The sequence below is a fragment of the Roseimaritima multifibrata genome (assembly GCF_007741495.1).
Lineage (GTDB): Bacteria > Planctomycetota > Planctomycetia > Pirellulales > Pirellulaceae > Roseimaritima > Roseimaritima multifibrata.
Genome location: NZ_CP036262.1, coordinates 4,165,475 through 4,191,466 on the forward strand (window position 1 = coordinate 4,165,475; position 25,992 = coordinate 4,191,466).

Consider the following 25,992-nt stretch of genomic DNA (forward strand, 5'->3'; position numbering starts at 1 on the left):
ACAAGCCGTCACGTAGCGGGATGGGATTTTGAAAACCTGCGGGACCGAAGGTCGACGCAAAAACTGGACACAGGTATCCACACAAACGCTCCTACAATGCACGAGCGAGGGACTAAGGAAAACGGTGATCAGTCATCCAGCGGGCCCGCTTCAAAATCACTCGGGTTGACCCATCCTGAGTTCACTTTTTCACCGCGCATGTATCGTTCATAGAATCCCGCTCCGCCGGTTGCTGGGTACTGGTCAAACAGATAACCACGACCGACCATCCGAGGGTCTCCCTGCTCGTTCAACTCGGTCTCCATCCGAGACCGCAACGCTTTGACCCGTTCTGCTTCGGCCGCGTCTCCGGCAAGATTGATCACGCAGTCGCTATCGGTCCGCAGATCGTACATTTCGCTTGCCGGCCGCATCCCGAAATTGAGCCGCCAAAAGGGGTCGGTGCGGGACTGCCGTCCCAATTCAAGAATACGAGTCTTCGTGGGGCTTCCGTCGGTGTCCAAATAGCCTGTTTCAGGATTGCCTGCTGGCCAGCGCGACGGTTCATAGTTTCGCAAATAAAGATGATCTTCCGTCACGATCCCGCGGATCGGATATCCCCAGTCGTGCGGACGTCCGACATCGGTCCTTTCCTTTCCAATCAAGACATGATCCCGTTCCGCCAGGATCTGCCCGTTTCCGCTGCTTTCCAAAATCGGGCGCAAACTGCTGCCAGTGATGGGACGCATCCCACTTTCGGATTCGGCGATCCCTGCATAATCCAGGATCGTTGGCGCAAGGTCTGTGAAATCAACAAAATCGTCGACGACGCGGCCCACGTTATCTCCGGCATCCGGTAACCGAATGGCCAGTGGCACATGATTGGAATCGTGGTATGCGTAACCTTTGACGCGTGGAAACGGCATACCGTGATCGCTGGTGACGATCACGATCGTATTTTTCAACAGGTCACGCTTTTCTAATTCCGCCAACATCCGTCCTAGATGGTTGTCAACATGCTCTACTTCAAACGCGTAATCCAGCATGTCATGGCGGACAACCTCTTCGTCCGGCCAGTAAGCAGGCACACGATCAATATCGGACAGTTTCTTGCCACCTTTACGAACTCCGGACTGGAACTCATAGCCTCGATGCGGTTCGGTGCTCCCATACCAAAAACACCATGGAGTCTGGTCGGGGGCTGCGTCTAAGAAATCGACAAAATTGGACGCGTAGTCGTTCTTGCTAATCCCCGTAGCGGGCGATTCTGCACTTCGCTTGTTGAACGGCTGTCCGGTAATTGCCCTTCGTTTTCCCTCCTTGTCGTTGGCGATCCCAGGAGCCCAACCTTTGCCAGAAATTCCCATGTGCCATCCTTGGCCGGTAAGGACCTCGGGCCAACTTTTTAAGTCTGCGGGAAAGAAGGCCAAGTGATTGCCGGCCTGTTCGTTTTGCCACGCATGTCGGCCCGTCAGCACGATGGCGCGGGAAGGCGCACATTTCGCGACAGGGGTGTAAGCGTTATTAAAAAGCACTCCCTCCCGCGCAATACGGTCGAACGACGGCGTCTTCACCCAGGTCGTTCCGTAAGCACCAGCATGCAAGCCCCAATCGTCAGCAATCGCGAACAGAATATTTGGTGGCGGATCCGCTGCACCGACAGGTGCGATGAAAACGGCAGTACTGAACAGCAAAAGGAACAGAGATTTCAAGTACGACATGGCAAAAATTAGGGGTATAGGAATCCTGGAACCAGCGAACCGTCCCTCACGCCATCAGGACGAACCTTCAACACTATAATCGTCACGTATTCGGTTCAAGCGAGGAAACGCTTCTTAAGGCGAAGAACCTAAATATTTGCGTGATGGCGGGTCGTGATTTTTCGCGTTATTCGAAAGCCGTTCCCATCAGCAACTTGTGGAAAGGCGATCGGACGCGATCGAATCCGACGCGACGTCGCTGAACGACTGACGATCGATGGGATGACAAGGCTTTGGTCGCGAGCCCTCCGGCCCCGTAACCAATACGCAAGAGCCGAAAGGCGACACGAAACGATTCACGGCCTCGCAGGACGTGCGATAAATAAATTGCGAGTGCGGCAGGGAGAAAAGGCCCCATGCCAGCTTGCCTGGCAGGAAGCCAAGATTTGAAATTTGATTCATAGAGTTCCGTTTCCGGGCTTACCCCGGCGGGCCTACAACTGCCAGCATTTCTCTTGTACGATCGAAATGGGGTTCTCCGCCAGCCGCGAATCGCCTGCACGGTTTGGGGCTGGCGGAGAAGGATCGAGTGAGGGGAGCCCGGCGCAAACAAACAAGAGCAGCCTGAGCAGAAATCGTCAACTCATTTATCGCACGTCCCCTGAGCGCTGGTGCTTATCGACTCTCGTCAATGACCATCTATGGACAGATTCCAACGAGCGGATCCATTCTCAAAAGGTTGCCTAACGCTGCAAGGCTTCGAAACCAGACACAACGTCAAAAAGTTCCTCATCAATATTGGCTTGTCTCTGTCGATGAAATGACGACGTAAGCGTTTCAAGCAGTTCTTCAATGTTTTTATCGGCACGTTGCATTGCAGCCAACCGACTGGCATTCTCGCTGGCCAAAGATTCGGCACAGGCACGGAACATGGAAACGAAAAGATACTCACCCGTTAGCTTGCGCATCGTTTGAAGATCATTGCCCAAAACCTGTGGCAGATTTTTTGTCGGCCACGGCATCTCGCTGCGCTGACGACGCCAAGTCTCATCCAACGGCAAAAGACGCTGACTGACCGGTTCGTATAGAGCCCCCGCTTTAGGACGATTATGAAACACGAAGAGTTGGGTCGCGGGGTGGTTTTCGGTTTGTCTCTCATACTCAATAAGAATCTCACCGACCAACGGTGCAATTGCTTTGACCGTGCTTGGCACATGGAAGCCACCAACCAGCTGCGAATCGGTATCGGCCAAACACGCATGGACCCGTTCACCGACGGACCAAATCATTTGCTCACCGGGCACACTGGAAAGGGCTCCGATCGCCTCGTCACAAATGACGGTGTTAAATTGTCCGACAAGTCCTTGATCGGAACCGAAGACGATCGCCGCTACCCTCGGCTGAACGCCTACGGGAAGGGGCTTCTGTTGGAGATTCTTGACGTCGGCAGCTCGTAGGCAGACGCTAAGCGCAAGTTCGACGGTGCGGCTGTAGTCGGCAAGCGCACGTACCGAACTTTCAAACTGAACGATTTCGGAAGCGGCCATCGCTTTCATTGTCCGGACCACCGATTGCAGATCCGTGGCGCCTTCGATCTGTCGTTTCAAATTTCCGATCGTTTGGCTCAATTGGTCGCTCCCTTGCTTGGCGAGTTCCTTTTTTCAGCCGACTGAAATGGTTGAAGCGCATCGCGTGCAACGCTCAATATTTCATCCCGGTCCGCATCGGATAGAGTATCAGCGTTCCGGAGCCGATCCTTTAGTTCGTCGGGAAGGGCTTCTCCGGCAACGCGGACGGCCGCTTCGGCGTCCGGCATCCGATCCATTGGAACCGTATCAAAAAGGCCCTCCGTCAGTGCCAAGAGGACCATCACCTGCGACGACATGGAAACAGGTGAGTGTTCGGCTTGTTTAAGGCATGCACGGATCCGGCGGCCATGTTCGATCAATTCCCGAGTCGACTCATCGATTCGAGCACCGAACTTGGAGAACGTTTCCAGCTCTTCGAACTGAGCATACGCCAACTTAAGATCACCAGCGACCGCTCGATAGGCGGCTCGTTGGGCCTTGCCGCCGACTCGCGAAACCGATTTACCCACGTCCACTGCCGGCAGAATCCCCAACTCAAAAAGAGACGGCGACAGATAGATCTGTCCGTCAGTGATGGAGATCAAATTGGTCGGAATATAGGCGGAAATATTTTGGGCTTCCGTTTCAATGATCGGAAGTGCTGTCAGTGAGCCTCCGCCAAGTTCCTCACGCAGATGGGTGGAACGTTCCAGCAGTCGCGCGTGAAGGTAAAAGATATCCCCAGGAAAAGCCTCTCGCCCCGGTGGCCGCCTGAGCAGAAGTGATAGTTCCCGGTAGGATCGAGCGTGATGCGTCAAATCATCATAGACGATCAACACATCGCGTCCTTGTTCCATGAAGTACTCCGCGATGCTGGTTGCCGCGTAAGGAGCGACATAGGCGACACCAGGCGGGTCGTTCCCTTCGGCGACGACGACGACCGTATGGTTCATCGCATCTTGGTCTTTTAACGTCGCGACCACTTTTGCAACCGTCGATGCGCGTTGTCCGATCGCGCAGTAGACGCAAACAACATTCTGCTCACGTTGGTTAAGGATTGTATCGATGGCGATTGCCGTTTTACCCGTTTGGCGATCACCCAAAATCAATTCGCGCTGCCCACGCCCGATGGGGACAAGGGCGTCAACGGCTTTTAGCCCGGTTTGAAGCGGGACCGCAACCGGTGCCCGGTCCATAATCGAAGCTGCCGGACGCTCCACTGGCTTCCGTATGTCCGAAACAAAAGGCGCCCTCCCATCAAGCGAATGACCAAGCGGATCGATCACTCGGCCCAACAACCCTTCGCCGACCGCAACATCCATGACCCGGCCCGTGCGACGTACTTCATCCCCGGCCCGAAGCGTCGCGTAATCCCCCAGCAGCACGACCCCCACCTCATCGGCATCGACATTGAACGCAATGCCCAGAGTCCCATTGGGAAAAGTCAGCATTTCGTCATAGCCAATCCCCGGCAACCCGGTCACCTTAGCGATCCCCGTCGAGACGCTCGAGAGCGTTCCGACCTCGTGTGGGACCAACGCTGGCGAAAACGATAGACGACCACTCGAAATTCGCTCAAAGGTCTGCTCAACGGTATTCTGCAACAAATCGTTCGACGCGCTCATTGTGCGACTCTCGTTTCCGCATCCACCGCGTTCAAGGTGTTGTCATCAAGCAGTTTGTTCACATTTTTTTGCAACGACGCGATATAGTCTCCGATGCTCCATGCGAACCTTTTCCCACCGATCGTTAATTCGATGCCACTGACGACTTGCACGTTGGTTTCAAATCGCACAGGCATCTTGGTCGCGAAGACTTCGTTAAGCGTCGTCTGAATCGCTTCTTGTTGTTCCGCAGCCAGATCCAGCGAGCTTCGCACCACAGCGGGAGCGGATTCGGAGACTTTGGATTCATGAACCGCTTTCTTCACGTCATCGTTCAAGCCTCGCAGGCGATCAAGAAACACATCGCACATCCGGGCTTCCAAATCGACACCGGCTAATTCTGACAATGCCTGCTTCGCAATGGCAAACACTTCATCAGAAGTCCGTCGGGCGAGCTCCGCTTGCAAATTGTCGACCTCGCGTTTCAACGATTCCTGGCGTTTCGTCCGCAAGGCATCGGCATCGCGTCGCGCTTCATCAAGCAACTGCTGCCGTTTCGTCTTTACCTCGTCGGTCGCCTTGGTCAGCAATTCATTCCTCTGCTGGTCGAACTCTTGGTTCTTCTTCGCAAATTCATCCCTTTCCGATTTGGCTTCTTGCTTTTTTCGATCCGCATCAGCAAGTTCGTCGGCAATTCGCTTTTCGCGTTTGTCGATCGCATCCAGAATCGGTTTGTAGAGAAAAAGTTTCAGCAACCAAACAAGTACCAGGAAATTGACGGTTTGCGCACCGACGGTGAACCAATCGATGAGCATGGATTATTTCCCTGTCGCTTGAGAGATGACGTAGTTCCAAAACGGGTTGGCGAAGATCAAGATCATCGACACGACGAAGCAATAGATTGCCGTGGATTCGATCATCGCCAAACCAACAAAAAGCGTTCGCGTGATTGTCGGCGAAGCATCGGGTTGTTGCGCAATTGCCGTCAGCGCTGTCGCAACCGCCTTCCCTTCGGCGACTGCTGGCGCCATCGTGCCAATCCCGGTCGTGATTCCCGCAATGACAATCGATGCCACTGCAATCCAGGTCATGCTATCCATTGTGCTTCCCCAAAGAACTATTAGGTATTTGAAATGACCGAATTTGTTTCGGTCTTGGATTGGCGAACACGTGTCGCCGCGGCGATGTAGACCGCTGACAAAATGCTAAAAATGTACGCCTGAACCATCCCGGTCAGCAGCCCCAACAAGGTCATCACAATCGGGAAAAGGAACGGCGTGATTGACAGCAGAATACCGACAATCATCGCCCCACTCATCATGTTGCCAAACAAACGAATGGCCAACGCCAACGTCCGAGAAACTTCACTGATAATGTTGAACGGCAGCATGATGAACGTCGGCTCGACGTAAGATTTCAAGTACCCACCGATTCCCTGTTCACCGATTCCAAACATCGGAACCGCGACAAAGACGCATAACGCCAAAGCACAGGTAGTGGAAAGCGATCCGGTTGGAGGTTCATACCCGGGAAGGATCGTGAACAGGCTGGCGGTGGCTACAAACAGGAACAATGTCCCAATAAAGCCGAGGTACTTTTCGGGATTATGAAGACCAATACTTTTGATTTGCTGGACAATTCCGGTGACGACGATCTCTAGCAAGTTTTGCCAGCGAGTCCGTTTGATGCCGGTTGATAATTTCCGGGTAATCAACAGCGACCCGATGGTCAGCACCAGCATGATCCCCCATGTAAAGACAATCGTAGCGTTCAGTTTAAAGAAGCCTGATTGCCAAAAAATCAACTCATCGGGACTGAGACGCATGCTCGACCTCCTTCACGACATGAGTAGCGGATGATTCGGCGGTTCGCGTCAATCGCGTAACAATTACTCTGGCGATCATGAATCCAGCAAGACACAGCAGAACGCGTTGCCATTCTCCTTGAGCGACAAAATAGAAACCCGCTAGCGTTACCAGCAGTCGAACGACATGGCTAACGAGAAACCATGCCGCCGGGTGCTCGGACGTCAGTCCATTGCGAATGGTCCACCATAGCCCACCAAAGAAAAAGGCGCCCAATGCCAAGCCTGCGACAACAGGGATTCCGGAATCAACCCATTCATTCATTTTCGTCTTCTTTCTCTTCGTGCATCGCTTTGTCCTCTTTGGAAACCCACATCCAAGCATTGAAACAACCGATCAGCAAACCCGCCACCAACAGCATTAACGTCCACGACTGAGCGCGAGGAAAACGATGGTCCAACCACATTCCGATGCCCGTTCCCACAAGCGTCGGGACGACGACCGACCAACCGACTAACCCCATCATTCCCAGCCCAAACCAAAGGTCCGTCCCGCGATGCCGCATTGCCTTGATTTTTCGGTTCGCTTTAGTCTCCACTTGGTTTGCGAATCTGGATGAATTTTCTGCTTGATTCAAATCATGCTTTCGATTGTTTTCCGAGTTTTCATTCATGATGCAACTGCGCAATTCGACGAACGAAATCGGTTTCCATTCTTGCCAACACTGCGCGAACGTCTTGCTCTTGTTCATTCAATGTCAAAAAATCTCGTTTTACCGCTTCTCGAAGTTCGCTCAGCCCCACGCCGATGATCGCATTCCGAACCGACACCAGCACATTCATCCCGGTCTTTACCATCGCCCCTTCGTCGACCGCCACAAACGATTCGCCAGCCTCCGCCGTTTCATAGACGAGGATCCCGGGGGTGATCGATGCTACGCAGTCCAGTCGATGCGGCAACAGCCCAAAGGACCCCGCTTGAGTCTCTACGACCACTCGCAGAACATCGATCGATTCAACCAGAACCTCAAACGGCAACAAGATTTTAAGCGTCATGCGTGCTGGACTGGGCATGCTCCGCCTCCTTCTCATCAGCCTGTTTTGATTCCGATTTCGTCGGCATTTTGGCTTCGTCGATCTTGCCGATCATGTACAAAGCCTTCTCCGGGTAGTCCTTAAATTCATCGTTCAAGATCCGTCGGCAGCCATCTAGCGAATCTTCCAAACGGACCAATTTGCCTTTCATCCCGGTGAACTGTTCGGTAGTGAAAAACGGTTGGGTCAGAAAACGTTCCAACCGTCGCGCACGCGCGACAACATTCCTATCGTTCGGCGATAATTGTTCCAGTCCCAGCATCGCAATGATGTCTTTCAATTCATCGTACTGGGCAAATGTGCTGCGAATCTCCTGAGCCAACGCATAGTGCTGTTCACCAACGATGCCCGGTGTCGCCATTTTGGAATTGGACTGAAGTGGATCGATCGCCGGGAACAGGCCTTCACTTGCACGTTTCCGCGAGAGCACGATCGAAGCGGAAAGGTGTGAGAACGTATGGACCGCGGCCGGGTCGGTAAAATCATCGGCCGGGACGTAGACCGCCTGGATGGAAGTGATCGCTCCCGATTCGGTGTTGGCGATCCGTTCTTCCAAACCGGACAGTTCGGTTCCCATCGTTGGTTGGTACCCCAAACGTGAAGGCATTTGCCCCATCAGTCCGGAAACTTCCATGCCTGCTTGGATGAATCGAAAGACATTATCGATCAACAACAGCACGTCGCGATGTTCTTCGTCGCGGAAGTGTTCCGCCATCGTCAGGGCTGCGTGTCCCACACGAAAGCGACTACCTGGCGGTTCGTTCATCTGCCCGAAAATCATCACCATGTTGTCAAGAACGCCGGCGGATTTCATTTCACGGTAAAGTTCTTCACCCTCGCGGCAACGTTCGCCGATCCCACAAAAGATACTCATCCCTTCTTCGTGGCCGACCATATTGTGAATCAATTCGGCCAGCAGCACGGTCTTGCCGACACCAGCGCCACCGAACAACCCTGCCTTGCCGCCACGTTCCAATGGCAACAGCACATCGATTGCCTTAATCCCCGTCTCAAACACTTCTGATTTTGTCGAACGGACAAGAAGCGGAGGCGGCGATTGATGCACACTTCGCCACTGCACGTCCTCCAGTGGAAGTCCGCGATCGATCGTGTTCCCGAAAACGTCCAACATACGAGACAGGATCGGTTTCCCAACCGGAGCCATCAGGGGACGGCCTGTATCGATCACTTGCATCCCTCGAGCAAGCCCCTGAGTCGGCGTGAGGGCGATCCCGCGAACAACTTGAGCGTCCAACTGCGAAAGGACTTCAATCGCAATTTTTTGGTCGTCTCCTGCCCGCAACATTGTATGGATCGCAGGCAGACGTTCGGCAAAGAACACATCCACAACGCTACCGCGTACCGCGACCACCTTGCCGAAATGGGATCCCGGTGCGGAAAGGTCTGTCGATTTCTTCTCGGATGGAGCGTTCACTATCGTTGTCAGTTTCATCATTGTCGAGCCATCGTTGCACCGCACCGACGAAGTCGTTCGCGAAACGTTACTTCCAGAAATTCACTCCGAAATTCTGGAATGCGATGGCAAGGCGGCAAGCTTAATTGGAAAGACATCGAATCGTCTTCGATTGGGAAAGCAGTCTCAATTTGGAAAGCGATCTCAACACGACGAACTTCCAACATACTAACGCATTCTTGTCTTGCGAGGGAGAGCTGACCTGCATCGTTGAAACGTTTTTGGGCATCGCGAATGCCGATCTGTCGCCGTCTGCAAGTCGAGCACAGTGTGCGTATTGATACAGTGCGTGCACCTATTGCAATATCAGGAAACCACTGCGATTAGCATGTCTTGATGCGATGCTGTGAAACGCTTGATATCGCGATCACCAAATCGACATTCCCTCCTGCAGAGGCGTGTGCGTCGGGGCACGCCCAATGTCATGCATCTCTAGACTGGGTTACAACCTAAAAGTCGAAACGCGACCATCATTTATCTATGAGACTACTGGAGTCGATCATTATGTCCGTCGAGTTACGAGAAGAATTGAATGGGAGAATCATCGTTTTGACGTTAGGGGGCAAACTTGTCAAAGAGGACTACGCACAATTCACTCCCGATTTGGAGCGTGCGGTGAAGGTACATGGCAAAATTCGCCTTCTGGTCGAACTTCGTGGTTTCCATGGCTGGACACTTGGTGCCGTGTGGGAAGATTTCAAGTTCGACGTGCATCACTATTCACACATCGAACGGCTTGCCTTGGTAGGCGAGAAAAAATGGGAGGCGGGAATGGCTACATTTTGCAAGCCTTTCACCACAGCAAATGTTCGATACTTTGAACAAAGCAAGTCGGATGAGGCATCGCTTTGGATACACGAGGATTTCGTCCCGGCCAACCAGCCGGCGTGTTCCTAACGCCGCTTTCATGGCATGGCGCTGATTCCGAGATTCCAACAACTTGGTTTTGGTTCAACACTTAAAAGATGAAGCCGCAAAGGTTGTCGAAGAAAACATTCGTGAAGATCACCAAGGATGCAGCAAAGTGAACACCGCGACCAACCAAACGAACAACGCCGCCTCACAGCAAATTGCTTCGCCAAAATCATTTTCCGAACAAGCCATGAAATGGTGGGCCCGAAAGTCGCTCGTAATCGCGGCGCTCGCCATCGCTGGAATCGTCGTGCACCTGCTATTGCGATTCGCTGCCCAAACCTCACTTTTCATCAGTGACCTTCCGTTGCTGGTAGTGCTGGTTATCGGCGGGCTTCCCATGCTGTTCGACCTGCTGAAGAAGCTGCTTCAACGGGAATTCGGTTCCGATCTGCTGGGCGGAATTTCGATCATCACCTCCGTCCTCCTGGGCGAATACCTGGCCGGTTCGATCATCGTGTTGATGCTTTCCGGTGGCGAGGCGTTGGAGTCCTATGCACTTCGCAGTGCTTCATCAGTGCTGGCGGCCCTTGCCAAGCGGATGCCATCGGTGGCTCATCGAAAACAGGAAAGCGAGATCGAGGAAGTTGATCTACAGGACGTCGCCGTAAATGATACGTTGATCATCTTTCCGCACGAGATTTGCCCAGTCGATGGCGAGGTGGTCGAAGGTCGTGGCGTCATGGATGAATCCTACCTCACGGGCGAGCCTTTCCAGATCACCAAGACAAAGGGCTCAGCGGTCATCTCGGGTGCGATTAATGGCGAATCGGCTCTGACCATCCGGGCGACAAAACTGGCGGCGGATTCACGTTACGCCAAAATCATGGAAGTGATGCGTGAATCGGAATCGAAACGCCCGCGACTGCAGCGGCTGGGCGATCAGTTGGGCGCACTCTATACGCCCGTTGCGTTGATTATTGCGAGTGCTGCCTGGGCGATCAGTGGCGAAACGATTCGTTTTCTATCAGTGCTGGTGATCGCGACCCCCTGTCCGCTACTGATCGGCATTCCCGTCGCCATCATCGGTTCTATCTCTTTGTGCGCTCGCCGCGCCATCATCATCCGAAGTCCTGTCGTGCTGGAACAGATCGCAACCTGTCGCACCGCGATCTTCGACAAAACCGGCACCCTGACGTATGGCGAGCCAACCTTAACCGATCAGGTGATTGCCAAAGGATTTGAACAGCGAGAAGTTTTAGCGTTGGTCGCCAGCCTAGAACGCTATTCGAAACATCCGTTGGCGAACGCTGTCGTGGCCGCCGCGGACAAAGCGGGAATTGCTTTACCCGAAGCGACGGACGTCAGCGAACAACCGGGGAAAGGATTACTGGGAACCGTTGCCGGGCATTCGTTGCAAATCACTAGTCGCAACAAACTTGCCGAGCAGAACGTCCCCGGAGCGGACCAGATCCCTCCGATCGCCGGAGGTTTGGAGTGTGTGGTCGAGATCGATAATCGATACGCTGCGGTGTTGCGGTTCCGTGATGCCCCCCGTTCCGACAGTCGGTCGTTCGTTAAACACCTTGGCCCCAATCATCATTTCAATCGTATCATGATTCTTTCGGGGGACCGTGAATCGGAGGTTCGCTACTTAGCCGAGAAAGTTGGGATCAGCGAAATTTTTGCAGAACAAAGTCCTGAAGATAAATTAGCCATCGTTCGCAAAGAGACGGCCTTGGCGAACACGCTGTACGTGGGAGACGGCATCAATGACGCGCCCGCCATGATGGCGGCGACGGTCGGGATGGCCATCGGGCAAAACAGTGATGTCACCGCCGAAGCCGCTGGCGTTGTGATCATGGACAACTCACTGACAAAAGTCGACGAGTTCATGCACATCAGCCGCCGAATGCGAACGATCGCACTTCAGAGTGCCGTCGGTGGAATGACGCTCAGCCTAATCGGAATGAGTTTTGCCGCTTTCGGATACCTGACGCCGGTTGCCGGTGCGATCCTTCAAGAGGTTATCGACGTCGTCGCTGTATTAAACGCCTTGCGAGCCGCCTTTCCGCCCAAAGTGATGCATGACCTGTAGCGGTCAAGCATGATTCAAACGGTTCGTTGCGTTGATCGCAACGTAGGCAAGCGTGGCAGCAACGCTTGCTCTTAGGACACTCCCTTTAGGATTTGATGCGACGCGGCCGATCGTACTGCATCACCGGCGACCATGCGACGAAATACAACCGGCGTCCCCGCTCCTGAATGTTGGTTAGCTTTGCCGCGTTTGCTCTCCCACATTCCGTCCGTTGCGAGGATCAAATTGCTGAGGTTGGTCCTGCTGCCCGTTTTCTGACGGACGTTCCCTTGCACCACCGCGTCGTGGTCGTCGATGCAACTGCTCCCGATCCATTTGTCTCATTTGAGTCGGCGTCGGCGCGTCTTCTGAAACAAATTCAACGATCTGCTCCACTTCGTCGTTAGTTGGGGGCGTCGGTTGATATCGTGCCATGTGGCGTCCCTGGCGATCACGTCGCACGCTGACGCCCGGCTGCTGCTCGATCGCGGGTGCATCCGCCTGGGAAACCATTTCCCAACGTGGACCGAAGTGATAGACGGCGTAATACAACATCTTGGCCTGCGTGTCGTCGACACCCCCGCTCCGACATGCTTCATAAAACATCTGGTGAACGCTTTCCCAACTCTCGGTCATCTCGTGACAATAGACATCGTGAACGACCGAAGCGTTTCGATATTTGCCTTCAAACGGCCCGCCAATCACAGACCAAAATACTGAGGGAATCGATGCGCCATCGACGATCGCCCCCGCTGGTGCGTTCCATCGTTTGTTGGCGGAATCAATGAAACTGATCGGCTGCTGAAGGATCATTTCTCGACCGTCGTCTCCCCACTGCGCGACCACACTCCCTTCGAACTGACCGAGCCCCGTGCTGGTGACAGGCGGAGTCGAATCCGGATTACAACCAGGAACCGAAAGGCTGGCGAGTAATAAAATCGTCACCTGAAAGATTGCAAAACGATACATCCTTGTCCTCGTTGTTTCAGCGGTTTAAAGAAATTTCAATACTGAGTAATGTTCGCAAAGTTTCCGCGTCCACCACCCGAACCGACACGTACACCAACCATCCGTTGACGACTTACACGACGGCTTGGCAATCGTGCGGTCGTTCCCAGGGAAAACCATTTGGTCGTCAGGAAAACAAGTTGCAACCAAATCTGGAAACCGTCACGAAAAAATAAAAAAAACGAATCACCGCTCAAACGATGACGATCCCGAATAAAGCTCCGACTACGACAGCGATGCATTTCCATAAACCTGTCATTGCCTCAGGACGTGCGATATATAAGTTGACGGTTTGACAGCAGCTGGCACCTGCCCAGACATCCAAGCGCCACGTCCCCTCGTCGGTTTACCCGACAGGAACGCAAGATTTGAAATTAGAGGTGGTTGCCCCCACGGTTTTCGCATCCCGTTCGGATTGCCGCTTTCAGCGGCAATCCGAACGGGATGCGTTTTCCTAGAGCCATGCGAACTAATTTCAAATCTTGGCTTCATGCCAGGCAAGCTGGCATGGGGCCTTTTCTCCCTGCCACACTCACTACTTATTTATCGCACAACCTCAGGCAATAACAATCAAAGGATGGGCTAAGTGCGATACCGCTTCGAAAATTCCATCTTCAAAAAACAATTGCAAGGTTCACCGTATCATCTGCACATGCCCACGGTTGCTAGCATCTCGGCCGCCGTTTTCTGCGTGATATGGATGGGGATTCTTTTCAGATGCCCCCTCGGATCCCCGCAGGGCGATGCTACCATCCCGCTGATTTCCAGGGCCATCCCAATTGATTTTTGCCCTGGAAAGCTCTTCCGGCTGCCGCCAAGAATTGACTCGTCAAATGCGAGAGACGACACTAGGACGGGTCCCCCGCTCGGTTCATTGCCGCAATGGTCCGACCATGCGAACCTGCCGACCGTCGCCCCTTGTTTTCAATCGCTGCATGTATCCGTGGTCGACCAGGGTTACGATGGTGCAACAGCCGACGTAATGCCTAAGCGATACCTACCATCCAAAGAATGGACTTCAACATGATTCAGTCTTCCGCAAAGTCGAAGGGTTCCTTGCAATGGCTCCGTTCCCTCGGTTCGGAATCGTGTCCAATGCGACGAAGAATTGTGCCCTTGATCCTTTCGGCGGTTGCAGCGTTCACTGTTTTGGGCGATCAGCGGACACCTTTACTGGCCGAATCAAACGGGCATCCCAACATCGTCGTGATTCTCGTTGACGATCTAGGATACGGCGACCCCGGTTGCTTTAACAAAGACTCAAAGATCCCGACTCCCAACATCGATTCGCTTGCCAATGCAGGGATGAAATTTACCGATGCGCACGCTCCCGGCCCTCTTTGCCATATGTCGCGATACGGGCTTCTCACCGGTCGATATCCGTTCCGAACCGACGTCAGCCGTTGGCCGACCGAACCGCTTATTGGTCCCGAGCAGTGGACGATTGCGACGGTCGCGAAGCAGGCGGGATACGAAACTGCGATGGTCGGCAAATGGCATGTTGGATTCAAAGAACGAGGTTATGAAAAACCGCTTGCCGGCGGGCCCGTAGACCACGGCTTTGACCGCTATTTTGGCATCCGTGCTTCGACCGATATTCCGCCGTACTTTTACATTCGCGACGATCACGCTGTCATGCCACCGACCGAAACAATTGCCGCGAACAACAGCCCCGGATGGTCGCCCATTCAAGGAGCATTTTGGCGAGCTGGCAAGATCGCGCCCGACCTTCAACTGGACGGAGTCCTCAAGCGATTCACCGACGAAGCAATCGACGTAGTCGAGTCACACGTTCAAGGCGAATCAGCGGCCAAACCGTTGATGCTCTACCTGGCCTATCCGGCTCCCCATTCCCCATGGTTACCGTCCGATGAATTTGTCGGGAAGAGCGGGGCAGGGATGTATGGCGATTTCCTGATGATGGTGGATGCGGAAATCGGACGGATCACCCAATCATTGGAGAACCACAAACTTGCTGACGACACGCTGCTGATCTTTACCTCCGACAATGGGCCGTGTTGGTATGACAAGGACGTCGCGAAATACAACCATGACTCATCGGGGGGACTTCGGGGCATGAAAGGCGACGCTTGGGAGGGGGGCCATCGGATGCCGTTTATTGTCCGCTGGCCAGGAAAAGTCGCCAAGGGAACATCGAACGACCAATTGATCTGTTTCACCGATTTCCTTGCAACCTTCGCCGCAATGTTAGACGTAACGCTTCCTGAAGATGCGGGTCCCGACAGCATTAGCTTTCTGCCGACACTTACGGGCGATACGCCTCAGCACCCTCTTCGCCAACAGTTTGTTCTACAACCTGGAAGCGGCCCCTCCATGCTGACCATTCGAGACCAGAATTGGAAACTGATTACAGGACTGGGTTCCGGTGGCTTTTCCAAGCCTTCCAGACGAAAACCGACCGGAGACGGAATCACCGGTCAGCTTTACGATTTGAAGTCCGATCCAGGGGAAACAAAAAATCTATTTAAAGAACATCCCGAAAAGGTAGCAGACCTGCAGGAAAAATTGAATCAAGCGAGGGCCGGCTCAAAACCGTAAACATCCCAAAACAACAAATCCTCACAGCAGCGTGTTGTCGGGTATGCCTAAGCGTTACCGTTAAACGGGCCTAGACGCGTTTCGCAGCCGCCATAGAAAATCGAACGAAAGTTTCGTCACCCGTCGGGCATCCAAGGGAGCGCAATGGTTTGGCCGAGCGTTGATTGGCTCACGCGTTGTTTTGACGAGGCTTGATTTGCGAGCGGCAAGGCAAGTGCCGCCGTTTTGTCCTTGGCAAACTGCCACGCCGTGTTGCCAACCGAAACACTCCCTTTGATGAATCGAATCGGCCAACTCGAATCGCTAAATGCAAATGTCTCGTTCAAACCCAATCCGAATCAAGCAGTGGATCAGTCGGTTCATTGTGGGCGCATGCGATCGAGGATTTGCCATCTACGATCGCATTCATACCCTCTTGAAACATCCGTCGATCGAATCGGTCAGCACGGCGGAACTCCGCGCTAGTCAGTTAGACGGCGGTAAAGATTCCTACGTATTGGTTGACGTTCGCAGCGAAAACGAACAAGCAATTTCTCGGATTCCCGGTGCCATCACGGCGAAAGATTACGAAACCAATCGCCAATCATTCAGCGGAAGAACCATCGTCCCTTACTGCACCGTCGGGGGGCGCAGTTACTTGTATGCTCGCCACCTTGCTTCGCTTGGGATTCCAACCAAAAACTACCGGGAGAGCATTCTCGGTTGGTGCAAAGCGGGCTACGTGCTTGAATCTCCGACAGGTTTCCCGACTCGCAACGTTCACCCTTATTGGCGAATCTTTGACATCCCAGCGGATTACGAAATCAGCAAGAAGTAGTGATTACTCCACAGCCCGTGCATACTGAAGCGGCAGTAGATCCTTGGCGGCCTCGGCCTTCAATTCCTTCGCAGCATGAAACGGCCAATAGGGATCACGCAATAGTTCGCGTCCGAGGCTGACCACATCGACTTGCCCCGACGCGACCGCTTGTTCCGCTTGAATCGGCTCTGAAATCATCCAGCTTGTGGTTGTGGGAAGATCGGCCTCTTCACGGATCCGTTTGGCAATGGGCAGCATCATCCCCGGTCCCCAAGGGACCGAATCGATATCGGGGGTTACGAAACCATGGCTGACATCCAACATATCCAGGCCTCCCGCCTTCAGTCGCTGCACCAATTCGATTGACTCCTCAATGGTCACGCCCCCTTCCACCCAATCGGTGACCGACAGACGTACCGTTAGCGGCAGTCGCTCCGGCCAGACTTCACGAACCGCTGCGAAGGTCTCGGTAAGAAACCGGATACGATTCTCAAAACTTCCGCCGTACTGATCGGTCCGCTGATTGGACAAAGGCGAATAGAACTCATGGGCCAAATACCCATGCGCAAAATGCAACTGAAGCACTTGGAATCCAGCTTCCAGAGCCCTTTTTGCGGCGTCAACGAAATCATTCTGCAGATGCTGAATCTGATCGACAAGCAACGCCTTGGGAACCTTAGGGATGTTGTTGCCAAACGCGATCGCCGAAGGGGCTACGGTCTCCCAGCCCCCTTGGTCTGAATCAAGCGAATCGTCACCTTCCCAGGGTTTTCGGCAACTAGCTTTGCGGCCCGCATGCGCCAATTGAATCCCAGCAACCGCCCCATGCTCTCCCATGAATCGGGTGATTTTGGAAAGTGTTTGGATATGTTTGTCTTCCCAAAAACCACTATCGGCGGGACTGATCCGTCCTTCGGGTGAAACAGCAGTCGCTTCCACCATCACTAAACCAGCCCCACCAACCGCACGCGATCCAAGATGGACCAGATGCCAATCATTCAGCAAGCCATCCTCGGACGCATACTGGCACATTGGCGACACGGCGATTCGGTTTCGCAAAGTCACATCTTTGATGGTTAAGGGCTGAAACAATCGGCTCATAACAAAATATCTCGACACGTTAAATTCTTAGAAAACAGAGGCAACCAAAATGGTTGACTCATTTATATGGGTAAGTGGCGTTCATTTCCGCACTCAGCGGTCCGTCCCCAATTCGCAATACAAAATCACATTAAACGGACCGCGTGAACGCCTTTTTTCGATTCCGCGGTCCCCAATTGCAACAGGAAAGCTTGCGGAAAGATTGGGACACTCAATCGCTAGACTGTAGCCGCTTTTCAACCGCACTTCGTTCCAAAAACTTCCAGGCGAGATGGCCTTTCAGTTCGGGCACATGGACCGTATCCGAATTCGTTTCCTGCCACGAATCCTGAAAGGCTTGCGACCCCTGTACCGATCCCGTGCCCTGGTTATGAACGGCGTGCAACCGTACGCCGTTATCCGCTCGCAGGGCAAACTGTGTTCCGGAAAATAGATGATTATTTTGCAGCACAATCGACGGATCCGCCCCGTCGGTATCCTGGCCATTGCCGATGATCCGGACGGCGGGGTTTGCCTTAGAAACAACATGGTTACCCTCGATCAGCAGATTACGGGGAACCGCCCCTTGATGCTCACGAGAATAGATTCCGCAACCACCCGTCGCGGCGATCCAGTTGTCTCGGATCACGGCATCGGCGGCGACCTGAATACCGTGATCCCCTGTGTTCCAGATCAGATTTCCGACAATCTGATTGCGATCCTGCCCCTGTGTGCCGTAAGTCATGATGCCTGGGTAATTCGTATCGTGAATGATGTTCCCTTCGACACGATTCCCACAGCCGCCATCCTTGATTTCAATCCCATCCCCTTGGCTGACGTTGGGCCCGTTCAGATGGTGAATGTAATTGTCTTTGATAAGAGCCTCCGAGAAGACGGCCTTTGCGTTGTTTGCCCCTAGATAAAACCCTTCACCATGCCCTGAAGTGTGATGGATATGGTTTCGCAGAAATCGCATTCGGCGGTACTCACTCCCTTCGTTGTTGCAGGTAACGGCGACTCCGCCGATGTGATGAATATGCAAATCAAGCAAGCCAATCTCTACCGAACCGTGTCCCTCGGAACCGTTGCTGATTCGAATTCCAGCGGCACCGCCGGTAATTTCGATTCCGCGTAGGATCAAATGCTGGCAACCTTCCAGGTTCAAACTGTTTTGCTTTGCATCGGGGCGTTGCAGGATCACTCGTTGGCCGTCAGCAGCACGAATCACAATCGGAAGGTCTGCTGTCCCTCGCAAACGAAGCACTAACCGCCGTGCATCGGAGTACACCCCGGCTTCCAAGATCACTTCATCCCCTGGCAGAAGATCCGTCCCACTCAGTTTCCCAAACCAATCGGACTGTGGAGTCAAGCGGACGGTCTCTGCAACGGTCGCCGTTGAGGCCAGCACCACAACAAGACTAAAAAGCCCCAATCGCGTCAGAAAACAACCCATCGTCGATCCCCAGTTACCAAAGACAGCAGACAGCAAAATGGAAGTCTGACAGATCCAGCCCCACAGTCAAATTCAAATGACTTCCCCAAAGGTCGGTGCTTGGTGATATGTCAGCCTTGAATTTTCGGTTGATGGGCCGAATTTGCACGGATACAATGGATTCGTCATTCGCCAGGCTGACCGCCGTGCTTTTTCCTGTCCACCATCGATCGCTGGACTTGCTTGTCTTATTCAATTCAATGCGTTGTCTAAGATAGGGTTCCTCTACCATCGGATAGCGACGTCTTTTCCTGTGATAAGTTACCGTTGCCTATCGATTCTTTTGTCACCTTTGGTCTCTTTTTTCCATTTTGCGACCGCTGACGAATTCGACGTTGAAATCAAACCGTTGCTTACAAAATATTGCATCGGATGTCACAACGACGACAACACCGAAGGCGAAGTCAATTTTGCCACCTTTGAAAATCCGGCACAAATCGATGCGGCGTTCAAGACTTGGGAAAGTGCTGCAGAGCGTCTAGTCGCCCGAGACATGCCTCCGGAAGGAGAATCACAGCCAACCGATATCGAACGCGAGCGAATCCTGCATTGGTACCAAAACCGGTTTGTTGACTCCGTCGTCGCGAAACCAGCTTCGTTCCGCCCCCGCCGGCTGTCCGCGGTCGAATATCGCAATACTCTGCAATCGCTGTTTGGATTTGAGTTGGAAGTCGCCATCATTGAAGCCGAACAAACGAAAAGCGAAACCTCCCTTGTTCTAAAACTACTTCCTGACGACCCGCCAGGACGAAGTGGTTTTCGAAACGACACGCACTCCAATCCACTGACCACCGTTATCTGGGACCAATACTCCTTTTTGACCGATCACGCGCTCAGTGAATTCTTCGCCCCCAACAACCGCCACTTCCTCGAAGCGTATGTCGGACCGCTTAAAGAGAATTTTGCAGAAGCCGAAGCCGAAAAACTTGTCCGCACGTTTGCTCCACGTGCTCTTCGGCGTCCACTACCAGAAGCCGAGTTGTCTGAAATCATTGATCGTATTGAACGACGATCGCCGGACGTCCAGGTTGAAGATGCCGTCAAGAGAGAACTGAAAGCGATTCTGATGTCCCCCTCGTTCCTCTACCGAGGGCTTCGGATGGAACGAATACCGGGGCAACAGCCAGTGGACGATTTTGAACTGGCTGAACGTCTTTCCTATTTTCTCTGGGGCGACATGCCGGACGCCACGCTTACAGAACTTGCGAAATCAGGCACGCTGGGTGACACGGATGTACTGAAGCGTCAGGTCGACCGAATGCTTCTTTCTCCCCAAGCCAGCCATCTGGCGACGGACTTTGCTTTCCAATGGTTGGCGATTAACGAAATCGAGCATTTCGGTGACAACTATCCTCTGCAACAATCGATGGAGGCTCAGGTTGTCGACTTCATGCAATACCTATTCACCGAAGATCGCCCCCTTATTGAACTGATTGATTCCGATGTTTCCTTCATCAATCCTCTGATTGCTCGTCACTACGGAAAAGACCGCAACCAACTTAAGGCGTACAGAAAGGCGAAGGGAATCGAAGTTGAATTCGTATCCCATCAAAAAATCACGCTTGAACACAGCAAGAATCGAGGTGGGATCCTGACGATGCCAGGAATTCTCGCAATGAATAAGGGGCCCGTACTAAGAGGGACATGGGTTCTGGAGCGTATCCTTGGCGATGAGCTTCCCGACCCACCAATGAATGTTGGTAGTGTGCCTCCGCCCCGGGATGGCGAGGATTTAACTTTTCGGCAACGTTTTGAACTGCATCGGGCAAACGTGACCTGTGCATCCTGTCACGACAAAATTGATCCGCTCGGGTTTGCGTTGCAACGGTACGACGATTCCGGGTCTTACGTCGGCCAGAACGCGACAGTCACCAGAACCAGAGGCAAGGATTCCGATCACGCGACCAAGGGGAAACGCATCGATACGTCCGGTCGGCTGCCTTCAGGTGAAACGTTTGAGGACATGCAAGGCCTTAAACATTTGCTTGCCACTAGCCAGCGTAGAAAGGTCATCCGCAATATCGTCGAGCGAACGCTTTCCTACGCACTATGCCGAGCGTTAGAAATTCACGACCGGCCGACCGTCGATCAAATGGTTGACAACCTGGATCAGCGCAACGGCACCTACCGCGATCTATTCCACGCGGTTGTACTCAGTTTGCCGTTCCGCGAAACGGTAAACCCCATTCACGAAGCCCCCCAATAGTTGGAGAATCGATGAGCCTTCACATCCAACGAAGAACCCTTTTACGGGGTGCTGCCGGCGTCGCTTTGCCGCTCCCTTTCCTAAATCTTATGAAGGGCTCCACATCGGCGGCCGAATCGAAAACGTCTCCGCTACGGTTTATATCACTGTTCAAACCGAATGGAGTTCACCCTCCGTCTTGGAATATCAACGGTGGCGCTGAACATGATTTCCGCATGTCGCCTTTGATGAAACCGTTCGAGAAACACAAGCAGGATCTGCTGATCCTGGACAACATCGGTGACTTCGGATTCGCGTCCCATGCGAACTCCTCACGCCGCTTTCTTACCGGGCACCACGCCAATACAAAATCAGCATCGATCGACCAGTTGATCGCCGACAAAATCGGTCACGGTACGGCACATCGCTCGCTGGAACTAACCACCGAAGGTCTATTCACGAACCAAATTGGCTGCAGTTACATCTCCTATGACTCGCAGGGACAAGCGATCCCCCGTGAGAGCGATCCACAACTGATCTTTGATCGCCTTTTCCGCAGCCCCTTTGGGAATCCTCAGAAAAGACGAGCGATGTCTAGTCTGCTAGATCGAGTCGGCGAGGACGCACGCTCATTGGCTCGAAAAACGGGACATCAAGACCGCCGCACGTTGGACGAATATTTGGAGGTTGTCCGTGCGACCGAACGAAGGTTAGAGAAATTCGGATCGGAGAAACCACAACAACACGTCGACGTCCAAGGCCTGCAGCGCCCTCCACGAGCAGCAAACCTGAACGAACAAGTCGAAACGATGCTTGACCTGATCGCATTGGCAATGTGGACCGATTCGACTCGCTGTGCCACCTACATGTTGGGCAATAGCAACAGCCGAATCGTTTTTGATTTCCTAGGAATCACCGAGCAACACCATTACCTTTCACACTTCTTCCGCAATTTTTCGCGAGAAAACTTAGAAGCCCTGCTGAAGATCAATATTTGGCACATGGAGAAATTCGATTACCTGTTAACCAAATTGAAATCCTACAAAGACCAGAACGGCACGTTGCTTGATCAAAGCGTGGTCCTGTTTGGATCCGGTATGGGGCATAGCGATAACCACACGGTCAAACGAATTCCAATGATCCTAGCCGGTCAAGGTGGAGGGCGTCTGAAGACCGGAAGGTACCTTCGCTACTCAGAGAATCAGCCGGTTGGAAAACTGCATCTGGCTCTTCTAAATGCTTTTGGAATTGAACGCGATTCCTATGCACAAGCATCCACACCACTCGCTGGTCTAAGTGGGGGCCCAATCGAGTATTACCAAGAGCGTCCGTTTGACAGCTGGGTCAAGGCAGACGATCAAAGCTATACCGTTCAAGGTCGACTACGGATGTCTGATGACCTGAACGAAGCACGGATCTTTTATGTCGAAGTCAAAGGGCGACCGCCGGTTCGCGTCGATGTTCAATTCCAAGATTTCCATCGATTCAATTTGGCGTATCATTGCGGCACCCCGATCACCTTGACCGGGGAAGGATCGCCGTTCGGTGAAACCATACGGATCACGAAAGTCGAGGAACTGAAGTCGCTGTTTGGCAAGCAGCCAGGCACACAAAACGGATAAAGCGTCATCAAGACTACACATCCGCATGGAATGCGTCAGTATCCATCGGTTGCGAATGCTTCGCTTTATGGGCCGAATGGTCCACAGGGCGAGTAACCTTGCCGACCGGTTGCAACGAAACGGTGTGGAACACCGTTTTTAAAAGAAAGTCGCAACGCCGAAGAAGGGAGATTCGGTTAGAAGCTCTTCGACCAACTGGCAATGAAGGTCCAGTCGGTTTCCAGTTGGATCCCGTTCAAATCTTGGTAAAGCGTCGGCACAAATTCCGTGCTCAGCAAGTGACCTTTGATCAGGGCTGAAGTTCCCAGTCCTAAGTTACAGGTGTAGCCCCCGCGGAAGCTTTCGACGTTCGTGCTGATCCCCATGTCGGGTGTCATCGGGTCGGCACCCGTGTAGTTGGTGCGCCAAAGATTTTCCAAGCGAATGCTAGCCGCAAGGTACTGATTTAGAACCTGGCTATACCAAGTGTTCAATCGAAATTCATCGCTGACGGCGTAGTCTCGGTAGTTTCGTCCGATCGGCAAGTCTGTCTGAAGTTGCGTGCCGAACGAGCCTGTTTCAAAGTAATGTTTCCAGGTGATACCGGGTTTCGCATTGAAAGTCCCTGAACCCAGACGCATCGGGTAAGGCATGGGTTGTTCCATCATGCCTCCGGTTGGAACCGAGGTCGTACGATAGATACGTCCCGTCGGTACCGATCCCGCCAGATTGAAAATCAAGTCATCGTCGACATCGGAATAGAGCCGCAGCAGAGCGCCGAAAGTGGTGTCACCGAAACCGCTGTTGTGCGTTGTAAAATCAGTCCCCGGCGCGCCGCTCATTGGGCCCCGCAGGTGATCCATCGTGATGCTGGGCAACATCAACATTGCGTACAAGGTCACGTCTTCGGTCATCCCCCGCATGACATGCAACATATGCATTTCGTGGGTCATGTTTGTCGGCGTCGCCATCCGGTTGGTGACTGGATTACTTGTCGCTCCCCAAGCGATCGATTCGACGTCGCTTAAAGTCCGCGAACCCGCACGGTTGTCGTCCATGTACATATTCATGTACTTGTATTCGACCATCCATTCACCGGGATCGTGCATGTGATCGCCCATGATTCCTGCGGGAGCATGCTTGTCGGCCCGCGATCGGAATGAGTCGTCTGCAAAAGCCGAAACGCTTCCCAGCGGACAAGCTAGAAGCGTTAAAAAAAATAACTTGCCAAGTTTCATTACAAATCCATTTTGCTAAAACCGAGTCACGGCGCGCTCCTCACATTCCGTCTCTTCGGCAAAAAAAGCAATGATTACAAGTACTAAGGTGCGAACAATCGAGCTAGTTCCAGCAAGCGATTGTTAGAATTGGCGCCATCGTCACGGTTTACCGTCGCTCGCACGCCCACCGACAAGTGGAACCTGCGGCACCTTGGCACAGGCGGACCGAGAAAAATCGCCTCGCTAACGGGTTGCCGTCCGCCAGCAACCTGAAGAGATAACGCCACACTCCGGAAGCACTTCTTGGTTGTACTGGTAGGTCCAAGCCCAAAATCGATCGCCATGAACCTTCACTTGAGCCAATCGACGCACATACAGGGATCGGTCGCTATACCCCAGCGCATCGGTTTCGCCCGGCAGAATCCGAGTTTCGTCTCGTTCAAAACCTTCGATTTCATCCAAGACAGCCAGACATTTGTCAATCTGCCCCAATCGCACGAATTCTCCAGACACCTGACGGTCACCCTGGACTGGCCCTGGTAACAGTCCTGGGTAACTTCCCAAATTGACGATTTCCCCATCGATTTTTCCTGGTGCGGTATGGAGGACCTCCATTTCGCGAATCACTCCCGAACGGCACTCCCCATCCATCAGCGTACCGTAGATAAAAACCGCATCCGTCAGATAGGGAACGGTCTGCTGACTTGCCGCCGCAAACAGGTATTTGTCAGTCAGTCGATGAGTTCGCAAGCCATTGCGAACGGCCGAAAGATAGGCCTCCGTTGGTTCCACAAATCCGAGGTCCTTTTCGGGCGAAAGCACAAAAACAAAAGCTTGGACCGGATATCCGTTTTCATCCAGCACTGTCATCGAAACGCGGCGATAGGATGTCGGGACACCTTCCTTATGGTCCAACGCTCGCCAAGCTTTTTCGTCTGCTCGAAACAATACCCCTTCGGCAACGTGTCCCAAACTTGGCACAACATTTAATGCTCCACCACCTCGGGCATTGGAAAAATGCGAGAAATGGATCTTGTGATCGGGCAGTCTGCCGATGCCCACCACCTTTAACCCCGATCCATCGTGTCGTTTTCCTTCGCACCATCGCCCCCAATCCCGCGCACACAAATTCGACCCGTAGGCAAAATACAAGGCATCGGACATCTGCAAATTTCCTTTACGATGGCATCGCTAGTTTTACCACCAGCAAATGCGACCTTACCGTTTAACAATAGAATGATGCGTTCTCGCAGGAAGCGTTCGGCGAGCGTGCCCGCATCCATGATGCTAACGGCAACGATTCGGATCAAACGCGCTTCCTAGCATGCCCCTCTCGTGAAAGCTAGGGACTTTGTTCTTTCAAAACGGCAGAAGCGAAGCATGCTTGCGACAACCGGTTTGAAACCTTCCCGTCAGCACGTTCGGTCGTTCTTCGACCACGATTGAAAAAACGCTCATTCCCCATGAACCACCGTTCGCGTCCACGAAGGCGCTCCCACTAGTCTTTGAGGATCTCTTCAATGTTCTCGATCGGGCGGCCGATTGCGGCTTTCCCGTCATGAACAACAATCGGTCGTTCGATCAATTTGGGGTTTGCGACAAGGATTTCGATCCACTGCTTATCGGTCAATTCCTTGTCGGACAGGCCTAAATCCTTGTAGCTTTGCTCTCCCTTGCGCACCAACTGCGAAGGCCGGATCCCAAGCATCTTTACAATTTTGGATAGTTCACGTTCACTCGGTGGATCGTCCAAATATTTCACAACGTCAAATTCGATAGCGCGGTCTTCTAACAACTGCACAGCCTGACGCGATTTCGAACAGCGCGGGTTATGAAAAATGGTTGTCATTGTCGTTAGCTGAAATGGGGCATTTGCAAAAACGACAGACACTTTC

Annotated in this window: 24 protein-coding genes; 7 read left to right on the forward strand and 17 right to left on the reverse strand. The window is 53.0% G+C overall.

Annotated features, from left to right (window positions below; all coding sequences use genetic code 11):
- Window positions 1-128 precede the first annotated feature (128 nt).
- From FF011L_RS14960 to atpD, 10 genes are all read right to left on the reverse strand, one after another.
- Window positions 129-1,700, reverse strand: coding sequence for a sulfatase family protein (locus FF011L_RS14960; RefSeq protein WP_145352457.1), 1,572 nt, complete (start codon window positions 1,698-1,700; stop codon window positions 129-131).
- 722 nt (window positions 1,701-2,422) lie between these two features.
- Window positions 2,423-3,307: a F0F1 ATP synthase subunit gamma gene (locus FF011L_RS14965; RefSeq protein WP_145352458.1), complete on the reverse strand. Its 885-nt coding sequence runs from the start codon at window positions 3,305-3,307 to the stop codon at window positions 2,423-2,425.
- The gene (locus tag FF011L_RS14970) at window positions 3,304-4,872 is read right to left on the reverse strand and encodes an alternate F1F0 ATPase, F1 subunit alpha (RefSeq protein WP_145352459.1); all 1,569 of its coding nucleotides are present in this window, start codon (window positions 4,870-4,872) and stop codon (window positions 3,304-3,306) included. The genes FF011L_RS14965 and FF011L_RS14970 overlap by 4 nt, the downstream gene beginning before the upstream one ends.
- Window positions 4,869-5,666 (reverse strand): F0F1 ATP synthase subunit B family protein, encoded by a 798-nt coding sequence (locus FF011L_RS14975; protein WP_145352460.1) that lies wholly within the window; start codon window positions 5,664-5,666, stop codon window positions 4,869-4,871. Before FF011L_RS14975 ends, FF011L_RS14970 begins: the two co-directional genes overlap by 4 nt.
- Before the next feature lie 3 nt (window positions 5,667-5,669).
- Window positions 5,670-5,942 (reverse strand): F0F1 ATP synthase subunit C, encoded by a 273-nt coding sequence (locus tag FF011L_RS14980; protein WP_315851691.1) that lies wholly within the window; start codon window positions 5,940-5,942, stop codon window positions 5,670-5,672.
- 29 nt (window positions 5,943-5,971) lie between these two features.
- Window positions 5,972-6,676, reverse strand: coding sequence for a F0F1 ATP synthase subunit A (locus tag FF011L_RS14985; RefSeq protein WP_145352462.1), 705 nt, complete (start codon window positions 6,674-6,676; stop codon window positions 5,972-5,974).
- A complete protein-coding gene (locus tag FF011L_RS14990) occupies window positions 6,657-6,980 on the reverse strand; it encodes an ATP synthase subunit I (protein WP_145352463.1) in 324 nt (107 codons plus the stop codon). The genes FF011L_RS14985 and FF011L_RS14990 overlap by 20 nt, the downstream gene beginning before the upstream one ends.
- Window positions 6,973-7,329 carry an AtpZ/AtpI family protein gene (locus FF011L_RS14995; protein WP_145352464.1) on the reverse strand — a complete coding sequence of 119 codons (357 nt, stop codon included), beginning with the start codon at window positions 7,327-7,329 and terminating at the stop codon, window positions 6,973-6,975. Before FF011L_RS14995 ends, FF011L_RS14990 begins: the two co-directional genes overlap by 8 nt.
- Window positions 7,322-7,729, reverse strand: coding sequence for a F0F1 ATP synthase subunit epsilon (locus FF011L_RS15000; RefSeq protein ID WP_246109426.1), 408 nt, complete (start codon window positions 7,727-7,729; stop codon window positions 7,322-7,324). Before FF011L_RS15000 ends, FF011L_RS14995 begins: the two co-directional genes overlap by 8 nt.
- The gene (gene atpD, locus FF011L_RS15005) at window positions 7,701-9,206 is read right to left on the reverse strand and encodes a F0F1 ATP synthase subunit beta (protein ID WP_246109427.1); all 1,506 of its coding nucleotides are present in this window, start codon (window positions 9,204-9,206) and stop codon (window positions 7,701-7,703) included. The genes FF011L_RS15000 and atpD overlap by 29 nt, the downstream gene beginning before the upstream one ends.
- 522 nt (window positions 9,207-9,728) lie before the next feature.
- Here atpD and FF011L_RS15010 point away from each other — a divergent pair.
- Together FF011L_RS15010 and FF011L_RS15015 are read left to right on the forward strand one after the other, a co-directional pair.
- Window positions 9,729-10,121: a SpoIIAA family protein gene (locus FF011L_RS15010; protein ID WP_145352465.1), complete on the forward strand. Its 393-nt coding sequence runs from the start codon at window positions 9,729-9,731 to the stop codon at window positions 10,119-10,121.
- A gap of 205 nt (window positions 10,122-10,326) precedes the next feature.
- Window positions 10,327-12,174 carry a heavy metal translocating P-type ATPase gene (locus FF011L_RS15015; protein WP_145355389.1) on the forward strand — a complete coding sequence of 616 codons (1,848 nt, stop codon included), beginning with the start codon at window positions 10,327-10,329 and terminating at the stop codon, window positions 12,172-12,174.
- 174 nt (window positions 12,175-12,348) lie between these two features.
- Here FF011L_RS15015 and FF011L_RS15020 read toward each other — a convergent pair whose 3' ends face one another.
- Window positions 12,349-13,122 carry a DUF1353 domain-containing protein gene (locus FF011L_RS15020; RefSeq protein ID WP_145352466.1) on the reverse strand — a complete coding sequence of 258 codons (774 nt, stop codon included), beginning with the start codon at window positions 13,120-13,122 and terminating at the stop codon, window positions 12,349-12,351.
- Window positions 13,123-13,124: 2 nt separating this feature from the next.
- Here FF011L_RS15020 and FF011L_RS15025 point away from each other — a divergent pair, with 2 nt between their 5' ends.
- The gene (locus tag FF011L_RS15025; protein ID WP_145352467.1) at window positions 13,125-13,337 is read left to right on the forward strand and encodes a hypothetical protein; all 213 of its coding nucleotides are present in this window, start codon (window positions 13,125-13,127) and stop codon (window positions 13,335-13,337) included.
- Between the two features lie 919 nt (window positions 13,338-14,256).
- Window positions 14,257-15,720: a sulfatase family protein gene (locus FF011L_RS15030; RefSeq protein ID WP_145352468.1), complete on the forward strand. Its 1,464-nt coding sequence runs from the start codon at window positions 14,257-14,259 to the stop codon at window positions 15,718-15,720.
- 116 nt (window positions 15,721-15,836) lie between these two features.
- Here the strand turns inward: FF011L_RS15030 and FF011L_RS26360 are convergent, their stop codons facing one another.
- Complete coding sequence (locus FF011L_RS26360; RefSeq protein WP_218932647.1) at window positions 15,837-16,046, reverse strand: hypothetical protein; 210 nt, start codon at window positions 16,044-16,046, stop codon at window positions 15,837-15,839.
- On the opposite strand from FF011L_RS26360, the gene FF011L_RS15035 reads away from it, so the two are divergent.
- Window positions 16,034-16,537, forward strand: coding sequence for a rhodanese-like domain-containing protein (locus FF011L_RS15035; protein ID WP_218932648.1), 504 nt, complete (start codon window positions 16,034-16,036; stop codon window positions 16,535-16,537). The two genes, FF011L_RS26360 and FF011L_RS15035, sit on opposite strands and share 13 nt — an antisense overlap.
- 3 nt (window positions 16,538-16,540) lie before the next feature.
- Here FF011L_RS15035 and FF011L_RS15040 read toward each other — a convergent pair whose 3' ends face one another.
- Both FF011L_RS15040 and FF011L_RS15045 read right to left on the reverse strand, forming a co-directional pair.
- The gene (locus tag FF011L_RS15040; RefSeq protein WP_145352470.1) at window positions 16,541-17,620 is read right to left on the reverse strand and encodes an NADH:flavin oxidoreductase/NADH oxidase; all 1,080 of its coding nucleotides are present in this window, start codon (window positions 17,618-17,620) and stop codon (window positions 16,541-16,543) included.
- Window positions 17,621-17,831: 211 nt separating this feature from the next.
- Window positions 17,832-19,052: a right-handed parallel beta-helix repeat-containing protein gene (locus tag FF011L_RS15045; RefSeq protein ID WP_145352471.1), complete on the reverse strand. Its 1,221-nt coding sequence runs from the start codon at window positions 19,050-19,052 to the stop codon at window positions 17,832-17,834.
- Window positions 19,053-19,383: 331 nt separating this feature from the next.
- Here FF011L_RS15045 and FF011L_RS15050 point away from each other — a divergent pair, with 331 nt between their 5' ends.
- Together FF011L_RS15050 and FF011L_RS15055 are read left to right on the forward strand one after the other, a co-directional pair.
- Window positions 19,384-21,297: a DUF1592 domain-containing protein gene (locus FF011L_RS15050; RefSeq protein WP_145352472.1), complete on the forward strand. Its 1,914-nt coding sequence runs from the start codon at window positions 19,384-19,386 to the stop codon at window positions 21,295-21,297.
- Between the two features lie 11 nt (window positions 21,298-21,308).
- Window positions 21,309-22,898 carry a DUF1552 domain-containing protein gene (locus FF011L_RS15055; protein ID WP_145352473.1) on the forward strand — a complete coding sequence of 530 codons (1,590 nt, stop codon included), beginning with the start codon at window positions 21,309-21,311 and terminating at the stop codon, window positions 22,896-22,898.
- Window positions 22,899-23,074: 176 nt separating this feature from the next.
- Here FF011L_RS15055 and FF011L_RS15060 read toward each other — a convergent pair whose 3' ends face one another.
- The 3 genes from FF011L_RS15060 to arsC form a co-directional block, all read right to left on the reverse strand.
- Entirely contained in the window at window positions 23,075-24,115 is a 1,041-nt protein-coding gene (locus tag FF011L_RS15060; RefSeq protein ID WP_145352474.1) for a transporter, read from the reverse strand.
- A gap of 225 nt (window positions 24,116-24,340) precedes the next feature.
- Window positions 24,341-25,261 (reverse strand): gamma-glutamylcyclotransferase, encoded by a 921-nt coding sequence (locus FF011L_RS15065; RefSeq protein WP_145352475.1) that lies wholly within the window; start codon window positions 25,259-25,261, stop codon window positions 24,341-24,343.
- Window positions 25,262-25,595: 334 nt separating this feature from the next.
- Window positions 25,596-25,946 carry an arsenate reductase (glutaredoxin) gene (arsC, locus tag FF011L_RS15070; RefSeq protein ID WP_145352476.1) on the reverse strand — a complete coding sequence of 117 codons (351 nt, stop codon included), beginning with the start codon at window positions 25,944-25,946 and terminating at the stop codon, window positions 25,596-25,598.
- Between the last annotated feature and the right edge of the window lie 46 nt (window positions 25,947-25,992).